General features: G+C 63.1%; 19 protein-coding genes and 2 pseudogenes. 11 read left to right on the forward strand and 10 right to left on the reverse strand.

Annotated elements, in window-relative coordinates; all coding sequences use genetic code 11:
- Positions 1-64: 64 nt before the first annotated feature.
- Positions 65-673: an FMN-dependent NADH-azoreductase gene (locus J4G43_RS30740; protein ID WP_014494708.1), complete on the forward strand. Its 609-nt coding sequence runs from the start codon at positions 65-67 to the stop codon at positions 671-673.
- Positions 674-731: 58 nt separating this feature from the next.
- On the opposite strand, the gene J4G43_RS30745 is transcribed toward J4G43_RS30740, so the two are convergent.
- Positions 732-914 (reverse strand): hypothetical protein, encoded by a 183-nt coding sequence (locus J4G43_RS30745; protein ID WP_208087273.1) that lies wholly within the window; start codon positions 912-914, stop codon positions 732-734.
- Positions 915-1,089: 175 nt separating this feature from the next.
- A complete protein-coding gene (locus J4G43_RS30750; protein ID WP_208087274.1) occupies positions 1,090-1,863 on the reverse strand; it encodes a glucose 1-dehydrogenase in 774 nt (257 codons plus the stop codon).
- A 123-nt stretch (positions 1,864-1,986) separates the two neighbouring features.
- Between J4G43_RS30750 and J4G43_RS30755 the strand changes: the two genes are divergently transcribed.
- Together J4G43_RS30755 and J4G43_RS30760 are read left to right on the forward strand one after the other, a co-directional pair.
- A complete protein-coding gene (locus J4G43_RS30755) occupies positions 1,987-2,454 on the forward strand; it encodes a winged helix-turn-helix transcriptional regulator (protein ID WP_071913095.1) in 468 nt (155 codons plus the stop codon).
- 170 nt (positions 2,455-2,624) lie between these two features.
- Positions 2,625-3,179, forward strand: coding sequence for a flavodoxin family protein (locus tag J4G43_RS30760; protein WP_208087275.1), 555 nt, complete (start codon positions 2,625-2,627; stop codon positions 3,177-3,179).
- 247 nt (positions 3,180-3,426) lie between these two features.
- Here the strand turns inward: J4G43_RS30760 and J4G43_RS30765 are convergent, their stop codons facing one another.
- A complete protein-coding gene (locus J4G43_RS30765) occupies positions 3,427-3,666 on the reverse strand; it encodes a hypothetical protein (protein WP_071913093.1) in 240 nt (79 codons plus the stop codon).
- A gap of 226 nt (positions 3,667-3,892) precedes the next feature.
- On the opposite strand from J4G43_RS30765, the gene topA reads away from it, so the two are divergent.
- From topA to J4G43_RS30785, 4 genes are read left to right on the forward strand one after another with little or no spacing between them, the layout of a single operon-like run.
- Positions 3,893-6,637 carry a type I DNA topoisomerase gene (topA, locus tag J4G43_RS30770; RefSeq protein WP_208087276.1) on the forward strand — a complete coding sequence of 915 codons (2,745 nt, stop codon included), beginning with the start codon at positions 3,893-3,895 and terminating at the stop codon, positions 6,635-6,637.
- Positions 6,638-6,656: 19 nt separating this feature from the next.
- Entirely contained in the window at positions 6,657-9,014 is a 2,358-nt protein-coding gene (rnr, locus tag J4G43_RS30775; RefSeq protein ID WP_208087277.1) for a ribonuclease R, read from the forward strand.
- A complete protein-coding gene (locus J4G43_RS30780; protein ID WP_208087278.1) occupies positions 9,008-9,448 on the forward strand; it encodes a DUF983 domain-containing protein in 441 nt (146 codons plus the stop codon). The genes rnr and J4G43_RS30780 overlap by 7 nt, the downstream gene beginning before the upstream one ends.
- A gap of 32 nt (positions 9,449-9,480) precedes the next feature.
- Positions 9,481-10,230 carry an NUDIX hydrolase gene (locus J4G43_RS30785; RefSeq protein WP_135215733.1) on the forward strand — a complete coding sequence of 250 codons (750 nt, stop codon included), beginning with the start codon at positions 9,481-9,483 and terminating at the stop codon, positions 10,228-10,230.
- Positions 10,231-10,257: 27 nt separating this feature from the next.
- On the opposite strand, the gene J4G43_RS30790 is transcribed toward J4G43_RS30785, so the two are convergent.
- Both J4G43_RS30790 and J4G43_RS30795 read right to left on the reverse strand, forming a co-directional pair.
- Positions 10,258-11,616 carry a metallophosphoesterase family protein gene (locus J4G43_RS30790; RefSeq protein ID WP_208087279.1) on the reverse strand — a complete coding sequence of 453 codons (1,359 nt, stop codon included), beginning with the start codon at positions 11,614-11,616 and terminating at the stop codon, positions 10,258-10,260.
- 77 nt (positions 11,617-11,693) lie between these two features.
- The gene (locus J4G43_RS30795; RefSeq protein WP_208087280.1) at positions 11,694-12,236 is read right to left on the reverse strand and encodes a hypothetical protein; all 543 of its coding nucleotides are present in this window, start codon (positions 12,234-12,236) and stop codon (positions 11,694-11,696) included.
- Between the two features lie 222 nt (positions 12,237-12,458).
- Between J4G43_RS30795 and J4G43_RS30800 the strand changes: the two are divergent.
- Together J4G43_RS30800 and rpmG are read left to right on the forward strand one after the other, a co-directional pair.
- Positions 12,459-13,783, forward strand: a pseudogene (locus tag J4G43_RS30800) (LLM class flavin-dependent oxidoreductase).
- A gap of 207 nt (positions 13,784-13,990) precedes the next feature.
- The gene (gene rpmG, locus J4G43_RS30805; RefSeq protein ID WP_007603295.1) at positions 13,991-14,158 is read left to right on the forward strand and encodes a 50S ribosomal protein L33; all 168 of its coding nucleotides are present in this window, start codon (positions 13,991-13,993) and stop codon (positions 14,156-14,158) included.
- A gap of 94 nt (positions 14,159-14,252) precedes the next feature.
- On the opposite strand, the gene J4G43_RS30810 is transcribed toward rpmG, so the two are convergent.
- From J4G43_RS30810 to J4G43_RS30825, 4 genes are all read right to left on the reverse strand, one after another.
- Positions 14,253-14,594 carry a c-type cytochrome gene (locus J4G43_RS30810; protein ID WP_225005768.1) on the reverse strand — a complete coding sequence of 114 codons (342 nt, stop codon included), beginning with the start codon at positions 14,592-14,594 and terminating at the stop codon, positions 14,253-14,255.
- Positions 14,594-15,412: a c-type cytochrome gene (locus J4G43_RS30815; RefSeq protein ID WP_225005217.1), complete on the reverse strand. Its 819-nt coding sequence runs from the start codon at positions 15,410-15,412 to the stop codon at positions 14,594-14,596. Before J4G43_RS30815 ends, J4G43_RS30810 begins: the two co-directional genes overlap by 1 nt.
- An 82-nt stretch (positions 15,413-15,494) precedes the next feature.
- Entirely contained in the window at positions 15,495-17,273 is a 1,779-nt protein-coding gene (locus J4G43_RS30820) for a GMC family oxidoreductase (protein ID WP_208087281.1), read from the reverse strand.
- A gap of 1 nt (position 17,274) precedes the next feature.
- Positions 17,275-18,024, reverse strand: a complete 750-nt coding sequence (locus tag J4G43_RS30825) for a gluconate 2-dehydrogenase subunit 3 family protein (protein ID WP_225005218.1) — start codon at positions 18,022-18,024, stop codon at positions 17,275-17,277.
- 530 nt (positions 18,025-18,554) lie between these two features.
- Between J4G43_RS30825 and J4G43_RS30830 the strand changes: the two genes are divergently transcribed.
- Positions 18,555-19,106 (forward strand): hypothetical protein, encoded by a 552-nt coding sequence (locus J4G43_RS30830; protein WP_208087282.1) that lies wholly within the window; start codon positions 18,555-18,557, stop codon positions 19,104-19,106.
- Positions 19,107-19,446: 340 nt separating this feature from the next.
- Positions 19,447-19,773, forward strand: a complete 327-nt coding sequence (locus J4G43_RS30835) for a BA14K family protein (RefSeq protein WP_063982797.1) — start codon at positions 19,447-19,449, stop codon at positions 19,771-19,773.
- A 169-nt stretch (positions 19,774-19,942) separates the two neighbouring features.
- Here J4G43_RS30835 and J4G43_RS30840 read toward each other — a convergent pair.
- Positions 19,943-20,080: pseudogene (locus J4G43_RS30840) on the reverse strand (MFS transporter); the annotation flags it as partial.
- Positions 20,081-20,735 lie beyond the last annotated feature (655 nt).

Consider the following 20,735-nt stretch of genomic DNA (forward strand, 5'->3'; position numbering starts at 1 on the left):
TGCGGGGGAATCGACAGTCACTCATGTAGTGCGGGTTACAAATCTATACCATAGGTAAACCCCAATGAAACTCCTCCATATCGACTCCAGCGTGCTCGGCCCCCACTCCGTCTCACGGCAGGTTTCCGCCGCCATCGTCGACCGTCTCAGGCAGGCGACACCGTCGCTCGACCTCGTCTATCGCGATTTGACGCAGATCCCGCTCGCCCACCTCTCCGGCTCGCACCTCGCGGCCGCGCAAGGCGCGCCGGCGCCGGCGGAACTCGGACCCGACCTTGCCGCGAGCGCGGCCGTGCTCAACGAGTTCCTCGATGCCGATATCGTCGTGATCGGCGCGCCCATGTACAATTTTACGATCCCGAGCCAGCTCAAGGCCTGGATCGACCGCGTGCTCGTGGCGGGGAAAACGTTCAAATACGACGCGAACGGCCCGCAGGGTCTTGCCGGCAACAAGCGCGTGATCGTGGCGATCTCGCGTGGCGGCTATTACGGCCCGGGCACGCCGGCCGCCTCGCTCGAGCACCTCGAAACCTATTTGCGCGGCGTGTTCGCGTTCATGGGCATCACGAGCCCCGAATTCATCGTCGCCGACGGCATCCAGGTTGGCCCTGAGCATCGTGAGAAAGCGCTGGCCGGAGCGCTTCAGGCTGCCACCAGCCTGCAGGCGGCGTAACACTTACGCCAACGCCAGCCGCTGCCGGACTCCGGCGGCGGCTGAGAGTTCGACAGCGCTAAAACCAGGCGCCCTGAACGCCAAGAATGACGGCGACGAGCGAAATGAAAAGCCCGATGCCTGAGAAAAGTGCCACCCCGATGAACTCGGACGTGTCGGAGCGCTTGGCGGGAATGGCGGAACGTTCGGTGTAAATACGCGGTTCTGAAATCGACGAAGAAATACGAGCTGCTTTTGACATCGCGGGCTCCCTGAAAGTGAGTCTTATGACCCCTGCCCGCAAAAGTGTCTTGGCAGCGCAAGCGAAGGTTCAACACCTCACGCAAGGTTCAGAGGAATACAGCCACCGAGGTGTAGGAACCGGCCGGCGCAACCGATGTCATCGCGCCGACCGATTCAATTTTCGCAAACGTTGATCAGCCGCGATAGATCGGTGCGCCGCTCGGAGACGCCACCGCGCCGCCGTCGACGAAGATCTCCTGGCCCTGGATGTGCGCTGAATCATCCGAGGCGAGGAACAGCACCGTCTTCGAGATGTGATCTGGTTCACCAATGCGCCCCAACGGGGTCGACAGCGCGATGCGCTTCTCGAACTCCTTCTCCGCTTCGGGCGTTGCGATCGCGGCGCCCCAGATCGGCGTGCGGATCGCGCCGGGCGCGACGACGTTGACGCGAATCCCGCGCGGCGACAGTTCCGACGCCATGATCCGCGCCATCGCGCGCACGCCGGCCTTGGCGGCGCCATAGGCCGAATAGCCGGGAATGCCGAGCACGGAGATCACCGAGCCGTTGAGGATGATCGAGGCATTGTCGTTGAGATAAGGCAGCGCCGACTGCACCGTGAAGAACACGCCGGTGAGGTTGGTGCGGATGACCTTCTCGAAAACCTCCAGTGTCGCCGAACCGAGCGGCGTGCCGCCGGGAATGCCGGCATTGGCAAACACGATGTCGAGCTTGCCGAATTTTTCGGCGCCTTGCTTGATCGCCGCATCGGTCGCGGCAATGTCGGTGGCGTCGGCTGCGACCGCGAACCCGTTCGGGCCAAGCTCCTTCGCCGCGGCCTCCAGCGTCTCCTTGTTGCGCCCGGTGATGATCACCTTCGCGCCCTCGGCCACGAACAGCTTTGCCGTTGCCAATCCAATTCCGCTGTTGCCGCCGGTGATGAGTGCCGTCTTGCCGCTCAGTCTCATGCTCGCCTCTCCAATAGTTTCATTATGAAACCATATTGCAATCTAGGCGGATGGTTTTATGATGCAACCACACAAGCGCGTGATTGGCGCCGACATCGTGCGAATGTGAGGGGACCTCAGACGATGGTGAAACGAACGAGTTTTGAGGGTGACGGCTGCCCGGTCGCGCGGTCGCTGGAGGCGATCGGCGACTGGTGGACGCTGCTGATCATCCGCGAAGCGATGCTCGGTGTGCGCCGCTTCGGCGAGTTTCAGGGCAAGCTCGGCATGGCCAAGAACATCTTGTCGGCGCGCCTGCGCTCAATGCTCGAACACGGCATCCTGGCGACCGCCCCCGCCTCCGATGGCAGCGCCTACCAGGAGTATGTGCTGACGCCGAAGGGACTTGGCCTCTTCCCGATCCTGGTCGCGCTCCGGCAATGGAGCGAGGAGTTCGACGACACGCCCGAGGAGATCGACACCGTCATGGTCGATCGCGTCAAAGGCCGCCCGGTGAAGAAGCTCGAGTTGCACGCCGAGGATGGACGGTTGCTCAGCCTGGCCGACATCACGCTGAAGCCACGGCCGGCCCCGCGACGGCGGTCAGCCTGATCGCGGCACGCTGCCACCACACCGTCATTGCGAGCGCAGCGAAGCAATCCAGGATTTCACCGCGGAGGGATTCTGGATTGCTTCGCTGCGCTCGCAATGACTGCGTTGGGGGACTTGTACAAAATATCGACGGCGTCAAAGATGGCTGAACACCCCCAAGTGGCACCGCCATGCCCCTGCTCGCTATCGTCTATTTTTCCATCTCCGGCACCACTGAGAAGCTGGCGCATGCATTGGCGCGCGGAGCGGATGGCATGGCAGACGTCGCGCTTTGCCGAATCACAGGCAACGACATCGTGTCAGGCCGGTTTCAGAATGAGAGGTTCCTGGAAACGATTGACGGCGCTAGCGCCGTTGCATTTGGCAGTCCCACCTACATGGGCGGACCTGCGGCCCAATTCAAAGCTTTTGCGGACGCTTCGAGCGACAGATGGAGCCAGCAAGCCTGGGTCAACAAGATCGCAGCCGGGTTCACCACGGGCGCCTGCGCAAGCGGCGATCAACTCCACACATTGACCTACTTCTCGATTCTGGCCGCGCAGCACGGCATGCTCTGGTGCGGACTGGATATTCCGGGTGGGGAGGATCTGAGTGGCCGGAATCGCTTAGGCAGCCAGCTTGGCCTGGCGACACACTTGGTCGACGCCTCGTTACCGCAGAGCGACCTCAGCACGGCCGAATATCTCGGCCGGCGACTGGCGAGAATGGCGGGCCGTAGCGGCTGATCCCCTTGTCATTGCGAGCGCAGCGAAGCAATCCAGAGTCTTTCCGCAGAGGGATTCAGGATTGCTTCGCTGCGCTCGCAATGACGACGTTGATGCGGCGCGCCTCCATGTATCGCCGTCACCCTGAGGTGGCCGCTTCTTCAGCGGCCCTCGAAGGGCGACGGCCCGGCTGCGGCATCTCGGCCGCTCATCCTTCGAGGCTCGCTACGCGAGCACCTCGGGATGACGGATTGGATAGTGAGCGCCGCTACGACAGCTTGCGCTTGCTCCGCAGCCGCAGATGCTCGTCGGCCTCTAGCTTGGTCATCCCCAGGAGATAATGCAGCACATCGAGCTTGTGGCGCTCGGCGAGCTTGCGCAACGCCCCGACCTGCTCGGCAATGAAGGCAACGGCCTCATCGACGCCGCCCTCCCCTGGTTCCTCACCGCGCGAGCCTCCCGCCACGCCTGACGCGGCGCGCGCCCGTTTCTTTCCTGGCTTAGTCACCAGACCCCACCCGAATCCATGCCCCGGGCGACTCTACGCTGACATTGACCGCAACTCCAAGGTGGTATTCTGCAACTTTCTCGATATGAAACTTTTCCCATTCGGGGTGCTTTCAACACCCCTCGATTTGACAGCGAGGGCCTCACCACCCATGTTCGGGTCGAAACGGCCGATCCGAATCTCATCGAAAGCGGCTCGTAATTTCCCCGTAAGTTACTGGAACTACATGAATATCGTCATTGTGGAGTCGCCGGCGAAAGCCAAGACGATCAACAAGTATCTGGGCTCGTCCTACGAGGTTCTGGCCTCGTTCGGCCATGTCCGCGACCTCCCGGCGAAGAACGGTTCCGTCGATCCGGACGCAAATTTCAAGATGATCTGGGAGGTCGACCCCAAGGCGGCCGGCCGGCTCAACGATATCGCCAAGTCCCTGAAGGGCGCCGACCGCTTGATTCTGGCGACCGACCCTGATCGCGAGGGCGAGGCCATCTCCTGGCACGTTCTGGAGGTGTTGAAGGAAAAGCGCGCGCTGAAGGATCAGAAGATCGAGCGCGTGGTGTTCAACGCCATCACCAAGCAGGCCGTCACGGACGCGATGAAGAATCCGCGCCAGATCGACGGCGCGCTGGTCGACGCCTACATGGCGCGCCGTGCGCTGGACTATCTGGTCGGCTTCACCCTCTCCCCCGTGCTCTGGCGCAAGCTGCCGGGCGCCCGCTCGGCCGGCCGCGTGCAGTCGGTGGCGCTGCGGCTGGTCTGCGACCGCGAGCTCGAAATCGAAAAGTTCGTGCCGCGCGAGTACTGGTCGCTGATCGCGACCCTGCTGACGCCGCGCGGCGAAGCCTTCGAGGCGCGGCTCGTCGGCGCCGACGGCAAGAAGATCCAACGGCTCGACGTCGGCAGCGGCGCGGAAGCCGAGGACTTCAAGAAGGCGCTGGAAGCAGCCGCCTATGCCGTGACCGCGGTCGATGCCAAGCCGGCCCGGCGCAATCCGCAGGCCCCTTTCACCACCTCGACGCTGCAGCAGGAAGCCAGCCGCAAATACGGTTTTGCGCCGGCGCACACGATGCGCATCGCCCAGCGCCTTTATGAAGGCATCGACATCGGCGGCGAGACCACCGGACTCATTACTTATATGCGTACCGACGGCGTGCAGATCGATCCGTCCGCGATCACCCAGGCGCGCAAGGTGATCGGCGAGGATTACGGCAACGCCTATGTGCCGGAGGCCCCGCGCCAGTATCAGGCCAAGGCCAAGAACGCCCAGGAAGCGCACGAAGCGATCCGCCCGACCGACATGTCGCGCCGCCCCGACAGCATGAGCCGCAAGCTCGATGCCGACCAGGCGCGACTCTATGAGCTGATCTGGAAGCGCACCATCGCGAGCCAGATGGAATCGGCCGAGCTCGAGCGCACCACCGTCGACATCACCGCGAAGGCAGGCTCCCGCACGCTGGAGCTGCGGGCGACGGGTCAGGTCGTCAAGTTCGACGGCTTCCTTGCGCTCTACCAGGAAGGCCGCGACGACGAGGAAGACGACGATTCGCGCCGCCTGCCCGCGATGAGTGCGGGCGACGGCTTGAAGCGGCAGTCGCTCGCCGTCACCCAGCACTTCACCGAGCCGCCGCCGCGCTTCTCGGAGGCCTCGCTGGTCAAGCGCATGGAAGAGCTCGGCATCGGCCGTCCCTCGACCTATGCCTCGATCCTCCAGGTCCTGAAGGACCGCGGCTACGTCAAGCTGGAGAAGAAGCGCCTGCACGGCGAGGACAAGGGCCGCGTCGTGGTCGCCTTCCTCGAAAGCTTCTTCAGCCGCTACGTCGAATATGACTTCACCGCCAATCTGGAGGAGCAGCTCGACCGCATCTCCAACAACGAGATCTCCTGGCAGCAGGTGCTGAAGGACTTCTGGACCGGCTTCATCGGCGCCGTCGACGAGATCAAGGATCTGCGCGTCGCCCAGGTGCTCGACGTGCTCGACGACATGCTGGGCCAGCACATCTATCCGCCCCGCGCCGATGGCGGCGATATCAGGCAGTGCCCGAGTTGCGGCAACGGCCGGCTGAATCTCAAGGCCGGCAAGTTCGGCGCCTTCGTCGGCTGCTCGAACTATCCGGAATGCCGCTATACCCGCCAGCTCGCCGCCGACAGCGAGACCACCGCCGACCGTTCGCTCGGCCAGGACCCCGACACCGGTCGCGATGTCTGGGTCAAGGCCGGCCGCTTTGGGCCCTACATCCAGCTCGGCGAGCAGAAGGATTATGAGGAAGGCGAGAAGCCGAAGCGCGCGGGCATCCCGAAGGGCACCTCGCCGGGCGACGTCGAGCTCGAGCTTGCGCTGAAGCTGTTGTCGCTGCCGCGCGAGATCGGCAAGCATCCGGAGACCGGTCAGCCGATCACGGCAGGATTCGGCCGTTTCGGGCCGTTCGTGAAGCACGAGAAGACCTACGCCAGCCTGGAGAGCGGCGACGAGGTCTTCGATATCGGCCTCAACCGCGCGGTGACGCTGATCGCGGAAAAGGTCGCCAAGGGCCCGAGCCGCCGCTTCGGCGCCGACCCCGGCAAGGCGATCGGCGATCATCCGACGCTGGGCACCGTCACGGTGAAGAGCGGCCGTTACGGCGCCTATGTCACGGCAGGCGGCGTCAACGCGACGATCCCGGCCGAGTTCGAAAAGGACACCGTCACGCTGCCGCAGGCGATCGCGCTGATCGACGAGCGCGCGGCCAAGGGCGGCGGCAAGAAGCCGAAGAAGGCGGCGAAGCCGGCCAAGGCCAAGAAGGCTACAGAGAAGGCCGCCGACGGCGATGACGCCGCGCCGAAGCCGAAGAAACCGGCCGCCAAGAAGGCGGCCAAACCCAAATCCGAATCCACCAGCAAGGCGCGCGCCGCCGTGTCGTCGACCGCAAAAACGTCGCCGACCAAGGCCGCCGCCCCCAAGGCTCCGGCCAAGAAGAGTGCCGGCAAGACCTAGATCAAGAATTAGAGGTTAAGTGAAACGCAAGAATGACCATGGCTTTCCCGACCGGAGCGCCATCGTCGCCTTCATCAAGGCAAATCCCGGAAAGGTCGGGACCCGCGAAATTGCGCGCGAGTTCGGCCTGAAGAACGCCGATCGCATCGAGCTCAAGCGCATGCTGCGCGAGCTCGCCGACGACGGCACCATCAAGAAAAAACGCCACAAGGTTTCCGAGCCGGACGCGCTCCCGTCGACGCTGGTCGCCGACATCACCGGCCGTGACAGTGACGGCGAGCTGATCGCCTCCCCCACCGAATGGGACGAGGTCGAAAGCGGTGAACCGCCAAAAATCCTCATCGTCATGCCGCGCCGGCCAAAGCCCGGCACCGCGGCCGGTGTCGGCGATCGCGCGCTGCTGCGCGTCGAGCGCTCGGATGAGAACGAAGGCCCGGCCTATCGCGGCCACATCATCAAGGTCTTCGACAAGACGAAGAGCCGCATCCTCGGCGTGTTCCGCGAGCTTCCCGAAGGCGGCGGACGGTTGGTCCCGGTCGACAAGAAGTCCGCCGACCGCGAGCTGAACATCGCCGCGGCCGACACGCACGGCGCCCGGGACGGCGACCTCGTCAGTGTCGATATCGTCCGCACCCGCAGCTTTGGGCTGGCCTCCGGCCGGGTCAAGGAGAAGCTCGGCTCGGTCAAGTCGGAGAAGGCGATCAGCCTGATCGCGATCTACGCGCACGACATCCCCCTGCAATTCCGGCCCGCGGCGGAGCGTGAAGCCGAAGCGGCGGAGCCGGCCAATCTGAAGGGACGTGAAGACTGGCGCGACGTCCCGCTCGTCACCATCGATCCGCCGGATGCGAAGGATCACGACGACGCGGTGCATGCGCAGCCCGATCCTGATCCGAACAACAGACGCGGCTTCATCGTCGATGTCGCCATTGCCGATGTGAGCTTCTACGTGCGGCCGGGCACCGCGCTCGACCGCGACGCGCTCGATCGCGGCAACTCGGTGTATTTCCCGGACCGCGTCGTGCCGATGCTGCCCGAGCGCATCTCCAACAATCTCTGCTCGCTGGTGCCCGGCGAGCCGCGCGGCGCGCTCGCAGTGCGCATGGTGCTCGGCTCCGATGGTCGCAAGCGCTCGCACAGCTTCCACCGCATCCTGATGCGCTCGGCGGCGAAGCTGAACTACGCGCAGGCGCAGGCCGCGATCGACGGCCGGCCCGACGACACCACCGGCCCGCTGCTCGATCCGATCCTGAGGCCGCTCTACGCCGCCTATGCCTGCGCCAAGCGCGCCCGCGACGAGCGCGATCCGCTCAATCTCGATCTGCCCGAGCGCAAGATCCTCTTGAAGAGCGACGGCACGGTCGATCGCGTCGTCGTGCCTGAACGTCTCGATGCGCACAAGCTGATCGAGGAGTTCATGATCCTCGCCAACGTCGCGGCGGCCGAGATGCTGGAGAAGAAGTCTCTCCCGCTGATCTACCGCGTGCATGACGAGCCGACGCTGGAGAAGGTCCACGCGCTCGCGGAGTTTCTGGAGACGCTGGACGTTCCGTTCGCGAAAGGCGGCGCGCTGCGGCCCGCTTTGTTCAATCGCGTGCTGGCGCAGCTCGAAGGCCACGACCACTTCCCGCTGGTGAGCGAGGTCGTGTTGCGCGCCCAGGCCCAGGCCGAATATTCCGCCGAGAATTACGGTCATTTCGGCCTGAATCTGCGCCGCTACGCGCATTTCACCTCGCCGATCCGCCGCTATGCCGATCTCGTCGTGCACCGTGCGCTTGTCCGCGCGCTCGGCCTCGGCGAAGGCGCCCTGCCCGACAGCGAGACGCCGGAAAGCCTCGGCGAGGTCGCAGCCCACATCTCCGTGACTGAGCGGCGCGCGATGAAGGCGGAGCGCGAGACCGTCGACCGCCTGATCGCCCATCACCTCGCCGACCGCATCGGCGCGAGCTTCCAGGGCCGCGTCTCCGGCGTCACGCGCGCCGGCCTGTTCGTGAAGCTAGCAGAGACCGGCGCCGACGGCCTGATCCCGATCCGATCCCTTGGCACGGAATATTTCAACTATGACGAGAGCCGGCACGCGCTTGTCGGCACGCGCAGCGGCACCATGTATCAACTCGGCGACGTCGTCGACGTCCGCCTGATCGAAGCGGCCCCCATCGCGGGCGCGCTGCGCTTCGAGCTGCTGTCGTCCTCCAGCGAGACCGCGCCGCGCGACCGCAGGCGTCCCGGCCCGCAACGCCGCCCCTCGTTCAAGGCACATCCTGGACGCAGTCCGGATAAAAAACGCAAGCCGCCGAAGCAAAAGTCCGGCAAACCCAAGAAGGGCAAGGGCAAGAACAAAGGAAAAGGCGGGGGTCAGAAGGGCAAGGCATGGTGACGACGAGCACGGCCCCAAAGATCTGGACGCGCGAGACCGGTCTCGTCGAGAAGCGCGACGTCTGGACGGCCATGAAGCGCGGTTTCCGCAGCCGCTGCCCGCGCTGCGGCCAGGGCAAGCTGTTCCGTGCCTTTCTCAAAACCGCGGACAATTGCTCGGTCTGCGGCCTCGATTTCACGCCGCACCGCGCAGACGATCTGCCGGCCTATCTCGTGATCGTCATCGTCGGCCACATCGTGGTGCCCACGATCCTCTGGATCGAGACCAACTACACCACGCCGGTCTGGCTCAGCTTCGCGGCTTATCTGCCCTTCACCTTCGTCGCCTCGCTCGCGCTGCTCCAGCCGGTCAAGGGAGCTGTGGTCGGCTTGCAATGGGCTCTGCGCATGCACGGCTTTGACGACAACCCTCCGGATGGTATTCCGCCGGTCTAAGCAAATAATCAAAAAGCGGTTTGGGTGAGGACATGACGGATACGTCGCAGGGAGCCGAGAAGGCCAAGATCCACGAGGGCAAGGAAGCCGACCACCATCCCTATTTCCGCCCCCGCGATGCGGCGACGCTGATCCTGGTCGATCGTAGCGGCAACATTCCAAAAGTCCTGGTCGGCAAGCGCCACGACAAGGTGGTGTTCATGCCCGGAAAGTTCGTCTTCCCCGGCGGTCGTGTCGACAAGGACGATTACCGCGTACCGTGTGCTGCACCCATCACCGCCGAGCTGGAAGCCAATCTCGCCAAGGGCAGCCCGAAGACCCCGGCCTCGCGCGCCAAGTCGCTGGCAATTGCAGCAATTCGCGAGGCCTGCGAAGAGACCGGCCTCTGCCTCGGACGCAAGACCGAGGGGAAAGCAAAACTCGAGGGTGCCTGGAAGCCGTTCGCGGATGCGGGCCTGCTGCCCGACCCCTCCAGCCTGTTCCTGATCGCACGCGCGATCACCCCGCCCGGCCGCGTCAAGCGCTTCGATACCCGCTTCTTCACCGCGGACGCTTCCGCGATCACCCACCGCGTCGAGGGGGTGATCCATGCGGATGCCGAACTGGTCGAGCTGGTCTGGGTCGAGCTCGGCTCAAAGCCGCTCGCCGATCTGCATCCGATGACACGCAACGTGCTCAACGAGCTCGACACGCGCCTTGCCACAGGGCCGCTCCGCCACGATGCGCCGGTGCCGTTCTTCCATTTCTACGGCGGCAAGATGCAGAAGGATATTTTGAGCTGATCCGGCCACCGAACTCTCCAGGCTCGTTCACGCGATCAGCAAACTCAGCGCGGCACCTCTGAAGGCGCGGTCTTCGCTGCCACCTTGTCCGTGACCGATCGCCCAGTGCTGTGGCCACACCAGCTGCTCCAACCCTCGCGCCGTCGCAGACGTGAAGGACGACCAACGCGTGGAATCGTGACGACGATACAAGAGACCGCCCGGGCCCATGTCCGGGTAGATCGCGACGTGAATATCGAAACCCTCGCCCGCCGGAAGATCAGGTCCAAACCAATAGGTTGGGCTTCGCCCCGGCTCACGAGCAACGATGGCTGTCAGGGTTTGCCTCGGTCCCCGAAGCCCAAGCCAGAACGGCGCGATCGAACCCGGCGCGAAAGCCGTGAAAATCGTCTGGGCCGCTGCGACATCGGTCGCAGCACTTTGCCCCACGAGCCTCAGCTCGATCCGGCGCCCGCTTTCCACACGTCCGCTGAACGGCGCTTCGACATCTCCGGGCCGCAGCTCTCTCCATTTGGCGGGATCAGGATCCGGTAGCGGCCATTCCATCCTCTCCCTGACAACGCCGTCAGTATCGAGCACCTGATAACGCAGGCCTTCCTCGTCAAGCGCGGCCTGAATGCAATGCAGATACTCGACGCCTTCCGGCATCCTGTGAGCCGTTCCCGCGCCGGCAGTGCAGATCTGCAGGACACCGCGATGCGCCTGGACGTCGAAGGCGAGGATGTGGCTGCACAGATAGGCGAGCACGTTTTCGTTCACCAGGATGTCCCAGAACGGGCGAGCATATTCGTGGCCGATCTCGCGCTGATACGTCCCGGTAAAGCCGTTGACGGGAAACACCGGGTGATGACCAAGGACGAGCTTGTGCCGGGCGTCGCCATGCGCTCTGAGCGTTGTTTCGAGCCACGCGAGCTCGACATGGCCCTCACCTCCCAGGCCGCTCCAGAGCGTGTTGACGAACACCATCAGGAGGTCGCCGCGTCGCACGAAGTAGGAGAGGCCCGCCTGTCCCGGCGGCCCATTTTTCGGCAGCTCGAGCACGGCGCGAAACACCGCCTCGCTCATCAAATCATAGGTCGTGTGGTTGCCGGTTGTATGCCACATCGGAATGGCCGCACGGTCGAGCCATGCCATTTCCGTATCCAGCCAATAGCGCCACTGCGCGCGGAGCGCGTCGGGATCCGGCGTCAGCCCGATAATCTCATCGCCCGGAAAGAGAATGAATTCAGGCTGAGGTCTCAAGCGCTGAACGACCGCGTTGACCGAGGCGAAGGTCTTTTCGTGCAAGGCACCCGGCACACCCGAGCAGGAGTCGCCATACAAGAGAAACTGATGGCCCTTGCCGCGCGGCAGAAGCGCGGGAATGGAGTTATTCGCTGAGGTCATGGCCTTCCATTGCGGTGTTCGGCCGCGAGGATGGCAATTTCCGCAACGGGTAGCAACAGGTCGTGGCTGGACCTCAATCAGGAAGCATCAGGCTCGGTACCGACATAGTCGCGCGCCGGCAATTTCAGGACGCGGCCGATCTCGCTTGCGAGCCTGTCCGCCTCCTCGCGCCTGGTGAAGCTCTGAAGCGTGATCGGCTCGGTGCCCCTGTTGCCGCAGAGATTGACGTCGTAGGTCGTCAGATCCGCATCATAGTCGTCGGTGATGCTGACGAAGTGATAGTCGGCGAGATCGCGGTGCTTGCGAATATTGAGCGGGCCGAACTGCCTGGTGATGACGATCTGGCGCAGCGTCTCGTTGAGCACGACGAAAGTGCGGTACGTCAGCAGGATGATTCCGGGGATGCCCACGAGCAGTCCCAACCCCGTGAACACCAGCACCGGTACGAGGTCATCGGCGAGCCGGCCGAAACCGGAAAAATCCTGGCGCAGGCCGAGCGCGACATTCCACAAGAGATAACCGCTCGCGGCCAGCAGCGGCAGCGACAGCAGGCGGCCGACCCAGGGCATGGGCCGGTCGATGCGAACGGCGCCGCCGTCCACGGTCATTGCGCCTGCCATTGAAGGTCTCCTCACGGGTCCTGGCTTGGTCGGGGCGAGCGCGGGATTGGTTCGATGGTTCCCCCTTGTCATTCCGGGGCGCCGCGGAGCGGCGAGCCCGGAATGACGGAAACATGCTGAGCGTGTCGCGAAAAACGAAAAAATCTTCCCGCCTCCCCCAATGGCGGAGTTCCCGCGCGCACCTATGTCTTCCCTAACGACACCCAGAACGGATACGGGGCGATGGCACAACGGCAACTCAAGCTTGGCGCGTTCATGCGCCCGATCAGCATCCACACCGGCGCCTGGCGCTATCCCGGGGCTTGGCCGGACGCAAATTTCAACTTCGGCCATATCAAGACGCTGATCCAGAAGCTCGAGGCCGGCAAGTTCGACGCCTTCTTCATGGCCGATCACCTCGCCGTGCTGAACATGCCCGTCAATGCACTCAAGCGCAGCCACACCGTGACCTCGTTCGAGCCGTTCACGCTGCTGTCGGCGCTGTCCGCCGTCACCGAGCGCATCGGCCTGATCGCGACGGGCTCGACGACGTTTGACGAGCCCTACCACGTGGCGCGCCGCTTCGCCTCGCTCGACCATCTCAGCGGCGGGCGCGCGGGCTGGAACATCGTCACCACCTCGAATCCGGACGCGGCGCTGAATTTCGGCCTCGACGACCACATGGAGCATGCCGAGCGCTACAAGCGCGCCCGCGAGTTCTACGACGTCGTCACCGGCCTCTGGGATTCCTTCGCCGACGACGCCTTCGTGCGCGACGTCGAAAGCGGCGTGTTCGTCGATCCCGCGAAGATGCACGTGCTCGACCACAACGGCAAATATCTGAAGGTGCGCGGCCCCCTCAACATCGCGCGGCCCGTGCAGGGCTGGCCGGTGATCGTGCAGGCCGGCGCATCGGAGGACGGCAGGCAGCTTGCGGCAGAGACGGCGGAAGCCGTGTTCACCGGCGGCGGCCCCCTCGCCGACGGCCAAAAACTCTATGCCGACATCAAGGGCCGCATGGAGAAGATCGGCCGCGATCCCGAACATCTCAAGATTCTTCCCGGCGCCTTCGTCGTGGTCGGCGACAGCGTCGATGAGGCCAAGGAGAAGCGCGCGCTGCTCGACAGCCGCGTGCATTACGACAGCGCCATCGCCTCGCTCTCGGTCATCCTCGGCACGGACGCCTCGGGCTTCGATCCGGACGGGCAACTGCCGGAGATTCCGGAGACCAACGCCAGCAAGAGCGGCCGCCAGCGCATGGTCGACCTCGCCAGGCGCGACAAGCTCACGGTGCGCCAGCTCGCCCAGCGCGTCGGCGGCTATGGCGGGCTGTCCTTCGTCGGCACCGCCAAGACCATCGCCGACCAGATGGAGGAATGGCTGGTCGGGCGCGGCTCCGACGGCTTCAACATCATGTTCCCGTTCCTGCCGCCGGCCTCGACGATTTCATCGACAAGGTGGTGCCGGAGCTGCAGCGTCGCGGGATTTTCCGCAAAGAGTATGAAGGGGCCACTTTGAGGGAGAATCTGGGCCTGCCGCGGCCGAAAAACCGGTTCTTCGAGGCGTAATGGGACCGTTTTGGGTGGTTTTCCGCCCTAGAGCCCCGTTCGGGGCTCTAGGTTGTTGTTTTTGACGCGTTTTCTTGACGCGAACCGGTGCCCACTTCGCTCGAAAACGCTTCGAAACCTTGACATCAGGCGGTTTCTGGCTAGGTTGCCGGCCAACGCGGGCCGTTTGGCCGGCTCCAGATTCCCTTCATTCCTGAGGTTCTGAACATGGCCAAAGCGGTCACCATCAAGGTCAAGCTCGTGTCCTCGGCTGACACCGGCTTCTACTACGTCGCCAAGAAGAATTCGCGCACCATGACCGACAAGCTGGTCAAGAAGAAGTACGATCCGGTCGCGCGCAAGCACGTCGAATTCCGCGAAGCCAAGATCAAGTAAGAAGATCAAGTAAGATCGCGGAATAAGCTACGGACTTTTGACGGGGCCTCACGGCCCCGTTTTTATTTTGCGGCTCACGTCTCGGACGGCCGGCTCAGTCGTTGCGTAAAGCGGTGTCGGACCGAACACGCGTCACTTCGGCTGCATCGATCGGGGCAGCGGCACCACCCCAGCTATTTCTGACAAAGCTGAGCACCGCCGCGACCTGGCGATCATCGAGCTGCCAGCCGTAGGACGGCATGCCGGGTGCCGTCGGCTCGGCCTTGGTGCCGACGCTTCGCGCACCACGGAGCACCATTCGGATTGCCGTTGTGGGATCATTTGATTGCACCATCGTAGACTCTGCGAGGGCGGGAAACAGGTGTGGAACGCCCTTGCCTTCGATCCCGTGGCAGGCGGAACATTGGTCTCGGTAGATCGCGCCTCCGGCCGCCATCACGTTCGCACCCCCGGGGCAAGCCTCGCCTCATCCTTGTTGCCCGGCAATGATTTCAGATACGTCGCAATAGCCTTCGTATCCTCATCCTTCATCCTGGACGTCGACAGCTCGACGGCCTCCGCCATCGGCCCTGTCGCAGCGGTAGCGCGATTGTGCCCCGTCTTGAGGTAGAGCGCGACATCGTCTGCCGTCCAACTGCCCAGTCCTGTCCGCCGGTTGTTGGTGATGTCAGGCGCCGACCAGCCCTGGAGATTTGCGCCCTGCAAGTATTGATCGGTGCGATCGCCTCCGAGCAGCGTCTTTGGCGTATGGCAGGCTCCACAATGCGCTGGCCCATCGACGATGAACTTGCCGCGATTCCATTCGCCGGATTTCGTCGGATCCGGTTTGTATTCACCCGGCGTGAAGTAGAGTGCGTTCCACACAATCATCGCTGAGCGGATATTGAATGGGAACGGAAGCGTATTTGCATTGCGTGAACTCCGAACCGCCTCCAGCGAATTCAGATAGGCCCGGATCGCCATCACATCATCGCGCGACAATCGGGTGTACGCGTTGTAGGGCATGGCTGGATAGAGGTGCGCGCCTGTTCGGCCGATACCCTTTCTCACCGCGACATCGACTTGATCGTCGCTCCAGGCTCCGATGCCCGTGTCCAGATCGGGCGTGAGGTTGGGCGACACGATGTTGCCGAACGGCGTCTCAATCGGCCGCCCGCCCGAAAACGGTTTGCCCCCGGGAACGGTATGGCAACCCGCGCAGTCCGACAGGATCGAAAGATATCGGCCTCGTTCGATCTGAGTGAACTCTTGCATGTTGGCGGAACCGGCATATGCACGGCAAACCGCCGACGCCGAAAGCAGCACTCCGTAGACGAGCGTGCGTACGTGAGGACTCCTACGCATCGACCAGCCTTCCAGGATTCTTAAGGTACTGGTTCCGGATCGCGGCCGCCGACCAATAAGCGAGCGCGCCGACCGTGAGCGTCGGATTATAACCGGCGTTCTGCGGGAATGCGCTTGCCCCCATCACGAACAGATTCGGGACATCCCAGCTCTGCAGATATTTGTTGAGGACGCTTGTCTTGGGATCGGCCCCCATGATCGCACCGCCGTTGAGATGCGTCGTCTGGTAGGTCGTTATGTCGTATGGCGCGGTCCGATACTGCACGGCGAGCTTTTCAGCGCCCATCGCCTTGATGATCTCGGCGAACTTGTCGGTGAGAAACTTGTTCTGCTTGATCTCGTTCTCCTTGAGATCCATCGTGATCCGCATCAGCGGACGCCCGAACCGGTCCTTATAGGCGGGGTCGAGATCCAGGTAGATATCGCGGTAGGCGTAGAAGCTGCCATGCACACCGGTGCCGGGCTTGACCGTGCTGAGATAATTGTCCTTCACCGCCTTCTTCCAGTCGGCGCCCCATGCCGGCGTTCCCGGCGGCACCAGGGTGCTTTCGATCGGACGAGCACCTGTCTGCACCTGGCCGACATAGCCGCCGCCCACGAAACCATGCGGCCCGTGATCGAAATTGTCGCCGTTGAACTCGTCGACGCACATCCCGATCGAGCCTGACGCGATGAACGGGTTGAAGTTGAACTTCTTGTTGTCGAAAAAGCCGTTGACCGACGAGATCGTCTGGTGGGTGTAGTTGCGGCCGACGACCCCAGTGTTGGTGACGGGGTCGTAGGGCTGCCCGATTTGCGAATGCAGGAGAAGCTGGACGTTGAACATCGTGTAAGCCGACAGGATCACGAGGTCGGCCTGCTGCTCCCATTCTTCGCCGCTCGAGTCCACGAATGTCACGCCGGTGGCGCGCTTGCCTGAACGATCGACATTGATCCTGACAACCTCGGAATTGTCGCGGAGGCTGAAGTTCGATTTTCGAATGAGATGCGGCAGGATGGTTGTTTGCGGGCTGGCCTTGGAATAATTGCCGCAGCCAAACCACTCGCAGAAGCCACAATAGGTGCAGGGGCCAAGGCGCATGCCCAGCGGGTTCGTATAGGCTTGCGAGAGATTGCCCGAAGGCTGCGGGAACGGCTTGTAGCCGAGCTCGCGCGCGGCTTTCCCGAACAGCGTATGGCTGAACGGCTGGGCCTGCGCCGGGGTCGGATAAGGACGGGACCGCGGCCCTTCGAACGGATTGCCGCCGTCCATGATCTTGCCGCTCAGATTTCCGGCCGTCCCCGACGTACCGCACAGATATTCAAAGCGATCGTAATGCGGCTCGAGCTCGTCATAGGTCACGCCCCAATCCTGGATCGTCATATCCAGGGGCAGGAACGCCGCGCCATAGCGTTCGGTCAGATGTGTCTTCAGCACGAAATCCGACGGGAGAAACCGCCACATTTCGGCATTCCAGTGCACGCCCCCGCCGCCGACGCCGTTCGGCGGCATGAACGCGCCCCAGCTCCGGATCGGCAGCGCCGTCTGGTCCATCTTGTTGCGGAACGTGAACGTCAGCTGGTCCGGACGCAGGAACAGCTCGTGCCGGATGCGATAACGAAGTTCGTCCTGCATGTAGCCCGGCGGAAAATCCGTCGGCGCGTCGCGCCATGGACCGCGCTCGAAAGCGATGACCTCGAGCCCCTCGTCGGTCAGCTCATTAGCCATGATCGCGCCGGTCCAGCCGAAACCGACGATGACGACGTCTTTCCTGGGAAGCCTTCGGGACATGCTACGACCTCGTCCATTGCGCGTTGCCGGTCATGCCAACCGGCGGCAGCGGAAAGCGCTCGTTGTGGCGGTTCACCCAATCGAGATAGTTGTAGCGCGCGCCCGGATAGCCGATCATCTTCCACGCGACCATGTCGCGGTTCCCGCCATAGATCGGGTCCGCGAAAAATCCCATCTGGGCGTCCTTGACGAGTTGCGTGAAGAACGCCTTGCCGTCGACGCCGTCGAGCTTGAGCTCGCCCTTGTCGACCGCCTTCAGAAGCGCGATCCTGTCGTCGCCGAAGAGCTCGGCGAAGGGCTTTCCACCACTGTGCTGCTTGCACGCACGATCGAATGCAGCGAGACCGTCCCGATAATCCTGTGCCGGACCGTTCGCCGACTGATGGCCCTGATTCTTCAGGCCGGCCTGAAACGGTGGGCGCACATACAATCCCTCCTGCCGGCCGTAAGGCCCAGCCAGCTGCCGGTCGATGAACACGGCGCAGCCGGCATCCTTGCCGCCCGGCGTCTCCGGATCCGGCGGGATGATGCAATCAACGAGTGCCTCCATGGCTCTGCCTTCTTCGCCGTTGAAGAACTCCCACGGCCCAAGCTTGATTGGCGGCGGCGGATTTCCCGCATTTGGAGCCCAGGGCAACCTCCCTGCGATTGTGGCGGCTTTGACGGTCGTCGCGCTGAACAGCAGCAGGGCCGTCCCAGCAAGAAATTCCCTGCGTCGCAGGCCGATCATTGTGGGCGTCCCCTGTTTCATTTTTTCTTCCTCGTCGGTCCACCGCGCTGGAACTTCGATGAGCTTTCGGAGGAGTGAAACGCCTCCACGTCGCTCACGACCTGCATCTATCGGTCATGATCGACAACAATTGCCCGTGAACACCTCACCGACTCTCAACGCGCGGCTTCTCGTTGTACGATCGCAAATTGATCGCGTATTTCACGAAGCCGGCGCGTTTCCAAAAAAACACGGAGCCGATTGCTGCGAGCAGGCAGCGGAATCTCGCGGCAAGTCTCCTGTGTCCCGGACGCGCTGCAGTGCGCAACGTTGCTGCGCTGCGTCCGGGGCACGAGACCGAAGTTGACGCGCTGCTCTTTCTCCACGCCGTCGTTGCGGGGAGTTCTTGCGACGGAGCAATCCAGAGCCGTTCCGCCGAGGGCCACGCTTTGTGTGGATGGCGAGTTTATAGGCAGATGCCCCCTCAACCCTCGGTTGCCCAATCCGAAATGTATGTTACCGTGCATTTACCGGGGCGGCATCTCCGTCCCGAATTTGGGAAGGACATGCTCATGAAATTCTCGTCAAGCTTTGTCGTGCCCTCAGCCGTCGCTGTCTTATCAACTGCCTTGCTGTGCGCCCCGGCAGCGTCGCAAATCCCGACTGGCTCCGCCGCCACGATTCCCCCTGTCACGGTCGACGCGCCGAAACAGGTGGCAAAGCCGCACGTGTCGGAGCGGGGAGCAAACACAACGGCGCCGCGTCGGACTGCGCCAACCGCTCGAACGTCAACCGCGAACACGCCTTCGTATGCGCCGGGTTCGGTGATGGGGAGGCTTGCCAGCCTGGAGAAAGTCGCCAGCAGCTGCAACGGTGGCTGTGCATCAAGCTTCCCAAGCGGCAAAGATCCCTGGGTCGGATGCAGCGAGTCGGGCGGCGGTACGGACTATGGACCTTTCTCGCCAACGTGCCGAGACACCATCACCCATAAATCCTACCTGGATTGCGTTGAAACCAAGGTGTTCCTGGGCGAAAACCGAAACAAGGCCCACTGGTTTTGCAGCAGCCTGGCCGCCGGCAACAGGTTTAAGGTCGCCGAACTCAAGCGATCAGGACGTCGCTAGTCCATACCGCCCGCTGGCTTTCTGTTTCAGTTGAACCTGGACCCGATGTCGGCCAGCGCTGGCCGCTGCTAGCCCCAGCGTCGCCCGCCGGTCGCGCGCAAGCGCACCGTCGAGGTGACGCTGCGCTGTGTCCGGGGCACGAGAGCAAAGACAGGCGCGCTGCTGGCGGCCGTGGCCCATTCTTTTGCGTTCCACAAGCAAACGATTCTTTCTGCATTTGAACGACGAGACCGCGTCAGGTCGCGGGTATGCGATCAAGCGCGCTTGTTCAGCGCAGATGTCGATCCAACTCCTCTCGCACCGGCAGCACGATTGCACCGGGCAATGATGGAGATGGATCATGACTGGACTTAAAATTCTTGCTGCCGTGGCTTTGTTGTCGGGCCTGACCGCAAGCGCCGCCTACGCGCAATCCGGCTTTGCGAGCAGCCATCCTGATACGTACGAGGCCGAGAACCCCAATCGCAACCTGAACGGCACGCTGACGCCGGCCGGTCGGCTGGGCCTCGAGTTGCCGGATGGCGCAGCTCCTGCGCAAGGCGCGGACAGCGCCATGGCTCGCGCAGATGGCACTGCTTCACGTTCCTGCGCGGAGCGTTATCGATCCTACGATCCGGCGACGAGCACCTACCTCGGGTGGGACGGCAACCGCCATATTTGCAGGTAACGCAAAGCCGCAAGCCCGGTTGGATTCGAGGCGCCGTCGAGATGGCGTCTCGAACTTTCCTTGACGCGTTGCGCATCACGATCAACGCGTGACTCTCCTCGGGTCCTCATGCTCATCGTTCTGCCGGAGGAGACGCCTCGGGTGCCGACGCTCGTGACAGCGCGCCCCGCTACGCCGTGCGCAGCACCGGCGGCTGCGACGGCCGGATCAGCGCGAACGCGACCTGGATGATGCCGCCGGCAAGACCGAGCGCCACGCCGATGCGCCAGGCCATCGTGTAGGAGCCGAGCGCTTCGTACACCGCCCCGTCGCAGACGCGCCGCGTTGCGTTCAAGGCACGAGCGGCTCCTGAATTGTCGCGCCCGCCACGCGCATAGAAGACTACGTGACACCTAGTCGTTCCATGTCAACGATGGGCCAGGAGCTGCAATTTGAGAATGGCACCGCACCGCCAAATCTATTGGGCGACGCCCATCTGATACCTAGAATGTAAGACCACACCTAACGTGAAGATCGCCCCGGACGATCTGAATGATGACGTTCTGCGCCACGGGGACTGGGCCGTCTTTCGTAACCCATGTAAGCGTAACGCTATCGGGCCGATAACGGTTATCAAATGTCGGTTTACCGAACCGCTCAATATAGGCATTTCTGGTATCTTGGATGGCATTCGGGCCTGCCGCCCTCGGTTTCTTCACCTGATAGGCTTGGTCAAGGCCATCGACGTGAGTGCAGATGCCGCTCTCGGATATAGGGAGCGCCATGATTTTGCTTGGCAGTAGCGCAAAAACAAGCGCGCATTTCAGATTACGAGTTATGACCACGAGAGCCAACCTGTTGATTCGATGCATTGAACTAAGATCGACACGTCACGAGCTAGTCTAACAAGAATACTGCTCAATGTCCTTTATGGGTCACAAGCGGCGGTCGATGCCTGCACGAGACAGGTTCAATTTACCGGT

This window comes from Bradyrhizobium barranii subsp. barranii, assembly GCF_017565645.3.
Taxonomy (GTDB): domain Bacteria; phylum Pseudomonadota; class Alphaproteobacteria; order Rhizobiales; family Xanthobacteraceae; genus Bradyrhizobium; species Bradyrhizobium barranii.

Coding starts and splice junctions, on each gene's coding strand:
- J4G43_RS30740 (WP_014494708.1), top strand. CDS start 65: ATGAAACTCCTCCATATCGACTCCAGCGTGCTCGGCCCCCACTCCGTC.
- J4G43_RS30745 (WP_208087273.1), bottom strand. CDS start 914: ATGTCAAAAGCAGCTCGTATTTCTTCGTCGATTTCAGAACCGCGTATT.
- J4G43_RS30750 (WP_208087274.1), bottom strand. CDS start 1,863: ATGAGACTGAGCGGCAAGACGGCACTCATCACCGGCGGCAACAGCGGA.
- J4G43_RS30755 (WP_071913095.1), top strand. CDS start 1,987: ATGGTGAAACGAACGAGTTTTGAGGGTGACGGCTGCCCGGTCGCGCGG.
- J4G43_RS30760 (WP_208087275.1), top strand. CDS start 2,625: ATGCCCCTGCTCGCTATCGTCTATTTTTCCATCTCCGGCACCACTGAG.
- topA (WP_208087276.1), top strand. CDS start 3,893: ATGAATATCGTCATTGTGGAGTCGCCGGCGAAAGCCAAGACGATCAAC.
- J4G43_RS30780 (WP_208087278.1), top strand. CDS start 9,008: ATGGTGACGACGAGCACGGCCCCAAAGATCTGGACGCGCGAGACCGGT.
- J4G43_RS30785 (WP_135215733.1), top strand. CDS start 9,481: ATGACGGATACGTCGCAGGGAGCCGAGAAGGCCAAGATCCACGAGGGC.
- J4G43_RS30790 (WP_208087279.1), bottom strand. CDS start 11,616: ATGACCTCAGCGAATAACTCCATTCCCGCGCTTCTGCCGCGCGGCAAG.
- J4G43_RS30795 (WP_208087280.1), bottom strand. CDS start 12,236: ATGGCAGGCGCAATGACCGTGGACGGCGGCGCCGTTCGCATCGACCGG.
- rpmG (WP_007603295.1), top strand. CDS start 13,991: ATGGCCAAAGCGGTCACCATCAAGGTCAAGCTCGTGTCCTCGGCTGAC.
- J4G43_RS30810 (WP_225005768.1), bottom strand. CDS start 14,594: ATGGCGGCCGGAGGCGCGATCTACCGAGACCAATGTTCCGCCTGCCAC.
- J4G43_RS30815 (WP_225005217.1), bottom strand. CDS start 15,412: ATGCAAGAGTTCACTCAGATCGAACGAGGCCGATATCTTTCGATCCTG.
- J4G43_RS30820 (WP_208087281.1), bottom strand. CDS start 17,273: ATGTCCCGAAGGCTTCCCAGGAAAGACGTCGTCATCGTCGGTTTCGGC.
- J4G43_RS30825 (WP_225005218.1), bottom strand. CDS start 18,024: ATGAAACAGGGGACGCCCACAATGATCGGCCTGCGACGCAGGGAATTT.
- J4G43_RS30830 (WP_208087282.1), top strand. CDS start 18,555: ATGAAATTCTCGTCAAGCTTTGTCGTGCCCTCAGCCGTCGCTGTCTTA.
- J4G43_RS30835 (WP_063982797.1), top strand. CDS start 19,447: ATGACTGGACTTAAAATTCTTGCTGCCGTGGCTTTGTTGTCGGGCCTG.